This is a genomic window from Candidatus Sodalis endolongispinus, from assembly GCF_018777395.1.
In the GTDB taxonomy this organism is placed as follows: domain Bacteria; phylum Pseudomonadota; class Gammaproteobacteria; order Enterobacterales; family Enterobacteriaceae; genus Sodalis_B; species Sodalis_B endolongispinus.
In genome coordinates this window covers 361720-374663 of sequence record NZ_JAFJYC010000002.1, presented here as the reverse complement: position 1 = coordinate 374663, position 12944 = coordinate 361720, and the positions used below count along the sequence as shown (strand labels likewise).

The following is a 12944-nucleotide window of genomic DNA, read 5'->3' as shown; positions in this document are numbered from 1 at the left end:
CGCCGTCAGGACAGAAAATCGTCGCGCTTGGGGGTAAAGGTATCGATAAGCACGCTATTCTCCTCCAGCGCAACGACCCCGTGTAGCTGTTCCTTTACCGCCCGATAGGCGTCGCCGACCCCGAGAATGCGCGTTTCGCCATAGATGGTGACCTCAAACCGCCCCGCCGCCACATAGGCAATTTGATCGTGGATCTCATGCTTATGCGGCGTTCCCACCGCACCTTTGGCGAAATGCACGCACACCATCATCAGCTCATCACTCCAGGTCATCACCTTGCGTTTAACGCCGCCGCCCAGCGCTTCCCAAGGGGTTTCATTATCCAAATAGAAGGTTTTCATCAGGCTCCTCGTCATGACGCGCCGCCGCCAGGGCCAACGCCGAAAATAGTATGGTCAGTGTAAACCGAAGCCACCGACTTCCCTAACCGATTTGCCAAATTCATGACGGCCCTCATAAAATCAAAATATTATTTCAATATTATTGAATTGGCGTGCCGACCGTTTTATGATGATGACAGGTTCGCGGCAGAGAAACGTGACGGCGTCCCGCGCCGTTGGCCCGTTTTTGCGGCCGCGCTTACCGGGCTTATGCCCACAGATTGCCACAAGAGGCTCTACCATGCAGGTTCGTCAAAGCATTCACAGCGACCATGCCAACCGGTTGGATACCGAGGGGCTGCGCCGCGAATTCCTTATTGAGCACATTTTCGCCGCCGATCAATACACCATGACCTATAGCCACATTGACCGCATTATCGTCGGCGGCATTCAGCCGTTGACGCAGGCGGTAACCATTGGCGATGAGGTAGGCAAGCAGCTGGGCGTCAGTTATTTCCTTGAGCGGCGCGAAATGGGCATTATTAATATCGGCGGCCCGGGCGTCATCACCGTCGACGGCAGCCGCTATGAAATAGGTCATCAAGAAGCGCTGTATATCGGCCAGGGCGCGCGCCTTCTCCACTTCGAGAGCCTAAGCGTCTGGCACCCCGCGCTGTTTTATTACAATAGCGCGCCGGCGCATACCGCCTATCCCAACCGTAAGATCACGCTGGACGAGGCGACGCCGCAGACCATCGGTGACAACGTCACCAGCAATCGCCGTACCATTCATAAATTCATCGTGCCGGATGTCTTGCCCACCTGCCAGCTAACCATGGGATTAACCCAACTGGCGGAAGGCAATTTATGGAATACCATGCCCTGCCACACCCATGATCGGCGGATGGAGGTGTATTTTTATTTCAATATGGACCCCGAGACGGCCGTGTTCCATATGATGGGCCAGCCGCAGGAAACGCGCCATCTGGTGGTGCGCAATCAGCAGGCGGTTATCTCCCCCAGTTGGTCCATTCATGCCGGTGTCGGCACTAAAAACTATACCTTTATTTGGGGAATGGTCGGCGAAAACCAAGTGTTTGACGATATGGAGCATCTGCGCGTCAGCGAATTGCGCTAATTCCGCGGCGGCCGGGCCGGCTGCAGATATTTAACACCGGCGGTCGCCTCGGGCCGCGAACAATAAGGTGGCATTATGATCTTGGAGAGCTTTGCATTACAGGGAAAAGTCGCGGTCATTACCGGCTGTGATACCGGACTTGGCCAGGGTATGGCTGTCGGCTTGGCGGAGGCCGGCTGTGACATCGTCGGCGTCAATATCGTCGAGCCGGACGACACCGCACAACAGGTAGGGGCGACCGGCCGTCGTTTTCTGTCGATTAAGGCCGATTTGAGCGATACCGCCGTCATCCCCGCCATTATCACCCAGGCGGTGGCGACCTTTGGCCATATCGATATTTTGGTCAATAACGCCGGTATTATTCGCCGCCAGGATGCTATCGAATTCAGCGAAAAAAATTGGGACGATGTGATGGATCTCAATATCAAGTCGCTGTTCTTTATGGCTCAGGCGGCGGCCCGTCAATTTATCCACCAGGGCCACGGCGGGAAAATTATCAATATTGCCTCGATGCTCTCCTACCAGGGCGGTATTCGCGTTCCATCCTATACCGCCTCAAAAAGTGCCGTAATGGGCGTTACGCGTCTGATGGCCAACGAATGGGCGCAATATGGCATTAATGTGAACGCGCTGGCGCCGGGGTATATGGCGACCAATAATACCCGGCAACTGCGCGACGATGAGGCCCGCAGCCAAGCAATCCTTGAGCGCATTCCCGCGGGCCGCTGGGGATTGCCTGCGGATCTGATGGGGCCAGCGGTCTTTCTGGCCTCAAGGGCGTCGGATTATGTTAACGGCTACACCCTGGCGGTAGACGGCGGCTGGCTGGCGCGCTGAGCGGCAGGAAAAAGTTACAAGGTAACCTATTCCCGGCGTCACCGGATTGCTCTATACTGGACAAATGACCAGCTATTTTACCCCGTGCCGCCTATGACCGCCGAAGGACATTTTATCTTTGCCTTGGCCAGCACCATTTTAGCCAAAAAAATGGCGCTCACCCCTGCGCTTGCCGAGGGGGACTGGTGGCATATTATCGCCGGCGGCTTGCTTACCTGTCTGCTGCCGGATATCGATCACCCCAAATCGGTACTGGGGCAGCGCTTAACCTGGCCGTCCTCCCCTATCGCCCGTCTTTGCGGCCATCGCGGCTTCACCCACAGCCTGCTGGCGATCGTCGCCGGCATCCTGCTGTTTACTCTGCGTTTGCCGCCGCAGAGCATCATCCCGCTCGATGCGTTTCACGCCATGATTATCGGCTATCTAAGCCATAGCGCCGCCGACATGCTGACACCCGCCGGCGTGCCGCTGCTGTGGCCCTGCCGCTGGCGCTTCCGCGTGCCGATGATTTTGCGCCCTGCAAAGGACAACCAGCTAGAGCGTTTAGTCTGCATCGCGACGTTAATTTTCGCGCCGCAGCATCCCGAAGGCACACCGCTGGTACGCCATCTGGCGGTTCCCGAAACGGTTCAGACGCTGTGGCAGCGGGTGCGCGCCAGCCTGTTGCCTTCTCCCTGACCTCCTGGGCGCAGGCCGCTTGTGACGGCGCCTCTATCATAACGTTAGAGCAAGCATTATTTCGCCCTCTGGCGCAGGCCGCTTTTGACGACGCTGTTCTCATAACGACAGAGCAAGCATTATTTCGCCTTCTGGCGCAGGCCGCTATTGACGACGCTGACTATCATAACGATAGAGCAAGCATTATTTCGCCTTCTGACCCAGACCCGGGGAAGGTATTTCCCTTTATTTCACACTGTTATTAGCGCGTGAGGGATAGGATGCAAAGCGCAGGTAGACAGAGGGTGCCTAACTAAGCTTATGTTTTTAAATAATAATGCGGACTTTTGTTCGCATATAGGCAGGCTATTGTCCTTACAACGGTTAGGGAAATATGTTCTATAGTTGATCCAGCCGATCCCAAAAGGCGGTGGTAAATAGCTACTTAACCGGTTGTAAACAGTGAGAGGAGCAACTAAGCCATGTCGACACCCAAGGATCCTTCCAAGGCCCAGCAAAGTCTGTCACATCCAGCCCCGGCCCCGGATGGCCGGTCATCCCAACCCGGTCTTGGCCATTTGGCCACCGACGACGGCAGCCACCAGGCACAGCCCGGCCCGTCCGAGCCGGGTCAACAGCCAACGGCGCCCGGTTCCGCCAAATTTCCCCAGACCACCAACGCCAAATTGAAGGCGCTGGAGCCACAGCGCAAGAACGGTGAACACCAGTCCCTGACGACCAACCAAGGTACCAAAATTTCCGACAATAAGAATTCTCTGCGCGCCGGCAAGCGTGGCCCCACGCTGCTGGAAGATTTCATCATGCGTGAGAAGATCACCCATTTTGACCATGAACGCATCCCGGAACGTATTGTGCACGCCCGCGGCTCGGCCGCGCACGGCGTCTTCGAGGTGTATCGCCCGCTGACCGACCTCACCAAGGCGGGATTTCTGCGCGATCCGGCGGTGAAAACGCCGGTCTATGTGCGCTTTTCCACGGTACAGGGCTCACGCGGCTCCGCCGATACGGTGCGTGACATTCGCGGTTTTACGGTGAAATTTTATACCCAGAAAGGTAACTTTGAACTGGTTGGCAATAATACGCCGGTGTTTTTTATTCAAGATGCCCATAAATTCACTGATTTTGTTCATGCGGTGAAACCCGAACTCCACAATGAAATGCCGCAAGGTGGCTCCGCCCATGACAGCTTCTGGGACTATGTCTCCTTGCAGCCGGAAACGCTGCATAACGTATTCTGGGCGATGTCGGACCGCGGCATACCGCGCAGCTTGCGTACCATGGAAGGCTTCGGCATCCATACCTTCCGCCTGGTGAATGCCGCAGGCAACAGCACCTTTGTCCGTTTTCATTGGAAACCGTTGGCCGGTAAAGCATCGCTTGTCTGGGATGAGGCGCAAAAAATCGCCGGCAAGGACCCGGATTTCCACCGCCGCGATCTGTGGGAGGCCATTGAGGCCGGTGATTACCCGGAATGGGAACTGGGCCTGCAGCTCATTGCCGAGGAAGACGAAGAGAAATTTGACTTCGATTTGCTTGACCCCACCAAACTCATTCCCGAGGCGCTGGTACCGGTTGAGATCGTGGGCAAGCTGACCCTCAACCGTAATCCTGACAACTTTTTTTCCGAAACGGAGCAGGTGGCGTTTCATCCGGGCCATATCGTGCCGGACATCGATTTCAGCAACGATCCCTTGCTGCAGGGCCGGCTGTTTTCCTACACCGACACGCAAATCAGCCGCCTTGGCGGGCCTAATTTCCATGAAATTCCCATTAACCGCCCGGTCTGCCCCTATCATAATTTCCAGCGCGATGGCATGCACCGCCAGGATATTGATACCAACCCTGCCGCCTATGAGCCCAACTCGCTCAACGACAATTGGCCGCGTGAAACCGCGCCGGCGGCGGAAAACGGTGGCTTTGAAACCTATCATGAACGGGTGGTGGACGGCGAAAAAATCCGTCAGCGCAGCGAATCGTTCAATGAATATTTTGCCCATCCGCGTTTGTTCTGGCTCAGCCAAACGCCGGCCGAGCAACAGCACATTATTGACGCGTTCAGTTTCGAGTTAAGTAAAGTCGCCCGCCCTTATATCCGCGAAAGGGTGATTGACTTGCTAACCCGCGTCGATGTCATTCTGGCTACCCAGGTCGCCGCCCGCCTCGGCTATCTCTTGTCCGACGAGGCGCAAAGAACCGCGCCGCCCCCGCCGGTGAACGGTATTGCAAGCGATCCCACGCTCAGCCTGTATGCGACCGGTCCCGGCCCGCTCAAGGGACGACAGGTGGCGCTTTTGGTCAGCGACGGCGTGGAAGCAGCCGATGTGCTGGCCGCGCTGCAGGCGCTGAAAGCAGAAGGCATACACGCCAAGCTGTTGGCATCGAACATGGGCAATCTGCTGGCGAGCGACGGCTCCACCCTGCCGATTGACGGCACCATCGAGGGCAACCCGTCGATTACGGTGGACGGTGTGGTGGTGCCAAACGGCAATCTGGACGCGCTGTTGCTGGACGGGGCGTCGCGCCATTATATCCTCGAAGCCTATAAGCATCTGAAACCGATTGCGCTCGGCGGCGATGCACGGCGCTTTAAACAGCAGTTGGGGTTGAAAGACGGCGACAGTGAAGCGGGTATCAGCGAAAACACGGTGGTAAGTGACAAGCTGATGCAGGCCTTCCTGGCGAGTCTGCGTGAACACCGCGTCTGGTCACGGCTGGGCAAAGCGGACGCAGTGCCCGCCTGACAGGCGGCAGGGTGTTGATGCTTAACAGACCAAACAGCACGATAATAATGGCAATCACACAGGCAAAAACCGGGCGGCGAATAAAGAAACCAGCCAGCATGTCATTCTCCTTCGCGATCGTCGCTGGCTGGCGCGGCGCCGGACGACGTGCCCGCTTCAACCGCTTTTACCTTCATCCCGACCCGGACTTTGCTGGTGCCCTCCACGACAACCCGATCGCCTGCCTGCAATCCCGCGCTAACCAGCCAATGGCTGCCGATAACGCGACTAACGGTCACTTGGCGGCTGGCCACCTTATTATCGTTGCCGACCACCAAAGCGGTGGCATTGCCTTTGGCATCGCGGGTAATGCCCTGCTGCGGCGCCAAAATCGCCTGTGCCTGCACGCCCTGGCTGACGCTGGCGCGGACATACATCCCCGGCAATAGCTCATGCTGGGGATTGGGTAAAATGGCGCGTAGCGTAACGGTGCCCGTCGCCTCATCCACCGCGACCTCGGTCAGTTCCAGTTTGCCGGTATAGGGGTAGCGCGAGCCGTCTTCCAGCGTGACCGACACCGGTACCGTGTCGCCTTCCTGCTGCAAAGACGCCTGCTGCCGGCGTAGCTGCAATAGCTGACTGCTGGACTGGGTGAGATCAATATAGATAGGATCCAGCGCGCGGATCGTGGCCAGCGCGCCGGGAGTGACCGCCGAGATGCCGATACGGCCGGAGATGGGCGCTTTGATAAGCGTGCGTTGCAGATTGATGCGCGCGCTCTATACCGCGGCACGATATTGATCCACTGCGGCGACATTTTGTTGCCAGGTGGCCGCCGCTTCATCGGCGTCCTGGCGGGAGACGCCGTTTTCATTAACCAGCGCCGCATAGCGCTGCGCCTTAAGCTTACTGCTGTTCACTACCGCGACGGCATTGTTCAATTGCCCCAGCGCCTCATCGTATCTGGCCTGGTAGCTAGCGGGGTCGATTTGATACAGCGCCTGCCCTTCTTTAACCTCATCGCCTTCGGTAAATAGCCGCTTTTGGATAATGCCGTCCACCTGGGGGCGAACTTCAGACACCAGCCTGCCTTTTACCCGACCGGTTAATTCGCTGGTTAACGTGACCGGCTGCGCCTGCAGGGTTTTCACGCCCACGTCAACTGCCGTCTCCTCGGGAGTCGCAGTCGGTTGCCTGTCGCAGGCCACGATGAAAAATATCAGACCTATCGCCAAAAATCTTGAAAGAGACATCACGCCTAATCCTATAATGAATATTCATTCTCATTATACTTGCGGGCGTTCACCTGCCGAGGGGGGCGATAGGTAAAAAAAACGAAAAACCCGGTTATCTTGACATGTTTGTTAACATCCTGGTCGATGCCGAAGCGGGAGTCACGTCATGCAGTTTTGTCCGCAGGTGGCGGCCGGGCGCGACGAGAGACGGCGGATGTCGTGGATAAAATACGCTGAGCGAATAGTGATTACGCTTGCCGATGCCGGCCAAGCGTTAGCGTGGGGGTAACGACTACGGCTAAAGTCCGTAACCGTCGTTCAGGCGACAGAGAGGTTAATCGTCGCGAGACGTCACGAGAGAACGCGAGAGAGTGGTCAGCCCTCGAAGGAGTTGAAACGATAACACGCCCCGCCGCTGTGCGACGAGGCATAGCCTGACTGCGATGGAGCAGCAACGCGTTTTAAGAGAGTTTAAACGTCGCGAGACGTCACGAGAGAACGCGAGAGAGTGGTCAACCCTCGAAGGCGTTGAATCGATAACACACCACGCCGCTGTGCGACGAGGCATAGCCTGACTGCGACGGAGCAGCAACGCGTTTAAATTTAGCCAAAGGTTTGGATTTCGCCGAAGATGAAGATAAAGCGCGCAGTGCCGGTGCTGTGCCCCCCCACCGGGGGCACGGACGACGCCCCTGTCGCCGGACGTCTGCCACAACCAGCAGCCAACGTTTAAGTGTCAACGCTACAGCGTAACAGCCTCAGTAAAATCACCCCGTCCTCAGGTCAATCAACCCGTCACTGTGACGCCGCCGCCGGGTAAAGCCGAAGCTTGCACTGCACACTTCGGCCCATCATACCGTCAGCCGATGGTCCCCGCTGGCGTGGGCGTAGTTATTGGCCCTGCTGGGGATTGGTGTCATATTCCTGGCAGCTCTGGAACCCTTTGTTCAAAACCTTGCCGGTTTCATCGTAGCTGACGAAATAATTAATGGGTCTGCCGTTTCGGTTGCCCAGCACATAAGAATCACAGGTCCCACGCGCATTAATCATGGTCGAGGACGTCGCCGGCACACCACCGATGGCCCGCGCCTGCTCTTTGGTCATGCCTTTTTTCACATCGCTGACAACAGGCTTATTCACATAGCTGTCGGCGCGATCGTAAGCGGTACAGCCGGAAAGGAAAGAAATCGCCGCAGCGGCGGAAAGAGCCAGTACCATTTTATTATTCATCGAGGTCACCTCATTCATTGTGTGTATCTCTAAGCCTAGATGCCAAAACGCATTTTTACAAATAGGCCGTTCATTTTGGAGCGTATTTTGTTACGCGCCGACGCTTAGAACCAATAATGTCATCGCGGACGGGTAACGCTTTCTCTTCTAAGCGTTAGGCTTTACACTTTTGCCATCGCCCTCATCATGACGTTTGCGATACCCGCAGCTTTACGTTTCAGGAGACAAAGCGAATGGCACTACAGCAAGAGATAATAGCGGCGCTGGGCGTGAAACCCACGATTGACCCGGCGGCCGAATTTCGAGTCAGCGTGGAGTTTCTCAAAGCCTACCTGAAAAAGCATACCTTCGTGCGCACCCTGGTGCTGGGCATCAGCGGCGGCCAGGATTCGACGCTGACGGGCAAGGTCTGCCAACAGGCGATAAGCGAGCTCCGTAAGGAAATCGGCGTTGCCGATTACCAATTTATCGCCGTCCGTCTGCCCCACGGCGAGCAGCAAGACGAAGCGGACTGCCGGGACGCCATTGCGTTTATCCAGCCTGACCGGGTGGTCACCGTCGATATCAAAAGCGCTATCCAGGCCAGCGAGGCGACCCTGCGCGAGGCGGGCATTGTTTTGAGCGATTATGTCAAAGGGAATGAAAAAGCCCGCGAACGCATGAAAGCGCAATACAGTATTGCCGGCATGACCGCCGGTCTGGTGGTGGGCACCGATCATGCGGCGGAGGCGGTCACCGGCTTTTTCACCAAATACGGCGACGGCGGTACCGATATCAATCCCCTCTTCCGGCTGAATAAACGGCAGGGACGTGCTTTATTGCAACACCTCGGCTGCCCCGAGCACCTTTACCTGAAGGCACCCACTGCCGATCTGGAAGAAGACCGCCCCGCGCTGCCGGATGAAACGGCGTTGGGCGTCAGCTACGAAATGGTCGATGACTATTTAGAAGGCAAGAGCATCGACTCCGCTGCGGCGCGGGTGATTGAAAACTGGTATCAGCGCACCGAGCATAAGCGCCATCCGCCGGTAACGGTGTTTGACGACTTCTGGAAATAATTCTCCCTGCCGGCCGCGCTCAACCGCGCGCCGGCAGGTTCCCGGTTCCCGTTAGCCCGAAGCCTGGAGGTGGTGTCAACGTTAGCATCACCCGTGAAGACTGCGGCTAGCCCATCCGCCACATTCGTTGATGCGTGGAACGGTGCATCAATTCACTGCTCACCCCGCCGGCCCATCACGCTGGGCGTCACTCCACTGTTGCAACTGCCGGCCAATGATGCTGCGCATCAATTCACTGCTCACCCCGCCGGCCCATTACGCTGGGCGTCACTCCACTATTGCAACTGCCGGCCAATGATGCTGCGCATCAATTCACTGCTCGCCCCGCCGGCCCATCACGCTGGGCGTCAATCCACTGTTCCAACTGCCGGCCAATGACGCTGCGCATCAGCAACACCGCCGGATCGGCGGCGTGAGACGCGGTGGTCAACCATTGCACTTCAAACGGCAGCGGCTCTTGGATTGCCGCCACCTGCAACTACGTGGCATAGCGTCTGGCGGTAAAGGTGTCGACAATCCCCACACCACCGCCGGCCAGCACCATATCGGCAATGACAGAATAGGTCTTGATTTGCAGCGTGCTGCGCGAGCGCAGCCCCTGTGACTGCAGCGCCCGGTGCACTACCCGGCCCAAGGGATCCTGCGGCTGCATCATCAGCAGATGATGCTCACATAGCCAAGCCAGACTTACCGGCGCCGCCACCGTCAGCGACGACGGGATAAGCGCCACCATATCGGCACGGTAAAGCCCTTCTGCCGTCAGCCCCGGCGTCACAGTTTGACCAAACGCCAGCGCCAGATCCAGCCGGTCGGCCAGCAGATCCTGGCACAGCGTGTCCTGATGGCCGGTCACCAATTCCACCTCCGCCGCCAACGGCGGCGCCTGCCGACGGTAGTCCAACAACACCTGCGCCATTAAAGATTGGCCAATCGCATGCGCGGCCCCGATGCGCAATTGCTGCGGCGGCGGCGCGCGTAAACGCTGGGCGAGTTGGTCGATACGCTGTAAGTGTTGATAAAGCTGGTCAATTTCCGGCATTAACCGCTGTGCCCGGGCGGTGGGCAGCAGCCAGGAGGGCCGCCTGTCGAACAAAGCGAAGCCGAGTTGCTGTTCGGCATGGGCCAGCACGCGGCTGATGTTGGGTTGCGAGACATTAAGCCGGCGCGCCGCGCCGCTGATACTGCCGGACGCCATGATGGCATGAATGATTTCGATATGACGTAACCGTATGGTGGGCGCTCCGGGCCGACAGTCTAAGAGCAATGCCGGTATCGACAACATTACCCGCATAGTAAGAGAATTTACCGCGATTGAACAGCGCAGCGCCGCTGCAGGGCCAGCGTCAGAAAACATCCGTTGTGCCAGCGTGAGGGATCGACAGGCAAAAAAAATCGCAGCCAATGGCTGCTATAGAATAATGACTTGTTGCCGGAATTAGTTATTACCGTGTTCCGCCATTTTCGCTTGACGCTCTTCAAATTTCTTATTGAATTCTTGTTTCTGCGTCGGCGTCAGGACATTATACATTTTATTCTGCATTTCCAGACGGGCAAGCATTCTCTCATTTTGCGCCTGCGTCATGCTGCTGACCAGCGTCTGTGCTTTGCTGCTATCAAAATTATCGGCAGCGATAACGTCATGCAGCTGTTTATGTTCATCAGCTGACGGTTTCTTCATATTTTTCATCGCATCGCGTGCGATATCACGCATCTGTTCCCGCTGCGCGGCGGTTAAATCCAAGCCTTTGAACATTTGATCCATCATCGGCCCATGTTTCGGGTGATAATGCATTTTGGCTCTCTCCTATGCGGCCGGCGCCGCGGCGGTATCGGCGGCGTAGGCGAGCTGGACGGTACCTAACATCATTGTCGTGGCCAGAGCGAAAGCGGTTAATTTACGCATGATATTTCCTCATTATTTTTACCTGTATGCCGCGGCGAGAATCAAACACCGTGGCGTGCATTACAAGAATAACTTTACGCGAGTTAACTTCAAGTAGTGCGAGCCTGAGTAAATATGTTAAAGCCTATCACTCAATTTATGCGCAATGATGAAGAAAAAATGGAGAATAAGATATAAAACCGTTGTGAGATTTAATGAAGCGCTTCGCATTTTCCCCTGGGTTAAAATAACGTGATTCTCTCGCCGTCGGCAACAATATTCATACCCTCTTCCGTTTCGCCTGTCCTATTTTGCCATCGCCAGAGGAAGTAATACCGGCTAACGCTGTTTAAAAGCAAGACCTACTTCTTGAGTGTGAATCAACGCCGCCCCACGCGTTGACTGTACCCTTGGCAAACGTATTAATTCAGGCGCCGGCGGGGAACGCCAACACCTCCTCGGGATGAGGGGCCGCCTGCAGCAGCGCGTTGAGTTTCAATACTATCCAATTGGTGGTGACACGCTGCTGCTTATTATCTTCCACTGATTTAGCTCCCTGAAACACCAGACAGTAGCTGTATCTCCAGATAAGAGATAGGCTTGAATATATGTCTAACACTAACGCCAATTTTGATATGACCGGGATCCTGTTAGGTCAAGAAGTCCGTAAACGTAAAACTCCTCAGGAAAAAATGGCCATTATTCAGCAGAGGATGGAGCCCGGCATGAATGTCTCCCATCTCGCACGACTGCACGGTATCCAGCCCAGCCTGCTGTTTAAGTGGAAAAAGCAATATCAGGAAGGCAGCCTCACTGCCGGGGAGGACGTTGTTCCTGCCTCTGAGCTTGCAGCTGCATTGAAGCAGGTCCGGGAGCTCCAGCGCCTTCTGGGTAAGAAGACGATGGAGGTTGAGATCCTAAAAGAAGCCGTGGAGTACGGCCAGTCACGAAAATGGATAGCGCACGCGCCCTTGTTGCCAAAGGCCGGGGAATAGCACAGGTCAGCCGCGCCATGAGCGTGTCGCGTGCGCCGCTGTCACTGCGGATTAAGCGTTCTGCCGACTGGCAGGACAGGCGCTGTAACCGGCGTAATGACGAAGCAGACGCTGAAATACTGTCGGACATCCTCGACATCATCAGCGATATGCCCAGCTACGGCTATCGGCGGGTGTGGGGCATCCTGCGTAAACAACGTCGCGCAGAGGGACTGCCGCCGGTAAATGCGAAACGACTTTACAGGATCATGTGTGAGCATAACCTGCTGTTATTACATTGAAAACCAGAGCGGCCGAGGCGTGAGCATAAGGGCAGGATCGCGGTGGCAGAAAGCGATATGCGCTGGTGTTCAGATGGCTTCGAGTTCGGCTGCGACAACGGTGAAAAACTGCGGGTCACGTTCGCACTGGACTGCTGCGACAGAGAGGCCATAGACTGGGCTGCGAGCACTGTAGGCTACGACAGTTCGACCGTGCAGGATGTGATGCTGATGTCGGTAGAAAAGCGCTTCGGCGACAGGTTACCCGATACAGCGGTGCAGTGGTTGACGGACAACGGTTCAGCGTATACCGCGCATGAAACGCAGAGGTTCGCCAGAGAACTGGATCTGGAGCCCTGCACAACAGCGGTGAGCAGCCCGCAGAGCAATGGCATGGCCGAACGGTTCGTGAAGACGATGAAGGAAGACTATATCGAGTTCATGCCAAAACCGGATGCGAGAACAGCCCTGCGAAACCTTGCAGCAGCGTTCACGCATTACAATGAAAACCATCCGCACAGCGCGCTGGGATATCACTCTCCGAGAGAATACCGGCGGCAGCGGGCTTCGTTAACTTAAGATACAAAAGCT

At 56.3% G+C, this 12944-nt stretch carries 10 protein-coding genes and 2 pseudogenes; 6 read left to right on the top strand and 6 right to left on the bottom strand.

What is annotated here, in order from left to right; all coding sequences use genetic code 11:
• Positions 1-5: 5 nt before the first annotated feature.
• Complete coding sequence (locus JZM24_RS14975; protein WP_215670646.1) at positions 6-341, bottom strand: cupin domain-containing protein; 336 nt, start codon at positions 339-341, stop codon at positions 6-8.
• 280 nt (positions 342-621) lie between these two features.
• Here JZM24_RS14975 and kduI point away from each other — a divergent pair, with 280 nt between their 5' ends.
• From kduI to katE, 4 genes are all read left to right on the top strand, one after another.
• The gene (gene kduI, locus JZM24_RS14970; RefSeq protein ID WP_215670644.1) at positions 622-1458 is read left to right on the top strand and encodes a 5-dehydro-4-deoxy-D-glucuronate isomerase; all 837 of its coding nucleotides are present in this window, start codon (positions 622-624) and stop codon (positions 1456-1458) included.
• A gap of 75 nt (positions 1459-1533) precedes the next feature.
• Positions 1534-2295, top strand: coding sequence for a 2-dehydro-3-deoxy-D-gluconate 5-dehydrogenase KduD (gene kduD, locus JZM24_RS14965; RefSeq protein ID WP_215670642.1), 762 nt, complete (start codon positions 1534-1536; stop codon positions 2293-2295).
• A gap of 93 nt (positions 2296-2388) precedes the next feature.
• A complete protein-coding gene (locus tag JZM24_RS14960; protein ID WP_215670641.1) occupies positions 2389-2973 on the top strand; it encodes a metal-dependent hydrolase in 585 nt (194 codons plus the stop codon).
• Between the two features lie 461 nt (positions 2974-3434).
• On the top strand, positions 3435-5714 hold the full coding sequence (gene katE / locus JZM24_RS14955) for a catalase HPII (protein WP_215670639.1): 2280 nt from the start codon (positions 3435-3437) through the stop codon (positions 5712-5714).
• A 101-nt stretch (positions 5715-5815) separates the two neighbouring features.
• Here the strand turns inward: katE and JZM24_RS14950 are convergent.
• Together JZM24_RS14950 and osmE are read right to left on the bottom strand one after the other, a co-directional pair.
• Positions 5816-6946, bottom strand: a pseudogene (locus JZM24_RS14950) (efflux RND transporter periplasmic adaptor subunit).
• Positions 6947-7819: 873 nt separating this feature from the next.
• Positions 7820-8158, bottom strand: coding sequence for an osmotically-inducible lipoprotein OsmE (gene osmE, locus JZM24_RS14945; RefSeq protein ID WP_215670638.1), 339 nt, complete (start codon positions 8156-8158; stop codon positions 7820-7822).
• A gap of 233 nt (positions 8159-8391) precedes the next feature.
• Between osmE and nadE the strand changes: the two genes are divergently transcribed.
• Entirely contained in the window at positions 8392-9216 is an 825-nt protein-coding gene (nadE, locus tag JZM24_RS14940; protein WP_215670636.1) for an NAD(+) synthase, read from the top strand.
• 307 nt (positions 9217-9523) lie between these two features.
• Here nadE and JZM24_RS18875 read toward each other — a convergent pair whose 3' ends face one another.
• The 3 genes from JZM24_RS18875 to JZM24_RS14930 all read right to left on the bottom strand — a co-directional run bounded on the left by JZM24_RS18875 (position 9524) and on the right by JZM24_RS14930 (position 11008).
• Positions 9524-9688, bottom strand: a complete 165-nt coding sequence (locus tag JZM24_RS18875) for a hypothetical protein (protein WP_246580077.1) — start codon at positions 9686-9688, stop codon at positions 9524-9526.
• Positions 9689-9694: 6 nt separating this feature from the next.
• Positions 9695-10498 carry a LysR family transcriptional regulator gene (locus JZM24_RS14935; RefSeq protein ID WP_281418253.1) on the bottom strand — a complete coding sequence of 268 codons (804 nt, stop codon included), beginning with the start codon at positions 10496-10498 and terminating at the stop codon, positions 9695-9697.
• A gap of 153 nt (positions 10499-10651) precedes the next feature.
• Entirely contained in the window at positions 10652-11008 is a 357-nt protein-coding gene (locus JZM24_RS14930; protein ID WP_246580075.1) for a Spy/CpxP family protein refolding chaperone, read from the bottom strand.
• Positions 11009-11733: 725 nt separating this feature from the next.
• Here JZM24_RS14930 and JZM24_RS14925 point away from each other — a divergent pair.
• Positions 11734-12932, top strand: a pseudogene (locus JZM24_RS14925) (IS3 family transposase).
• The last annotated feature ends 12 nt before the right edge of the window (positions 12933-12944 follow it).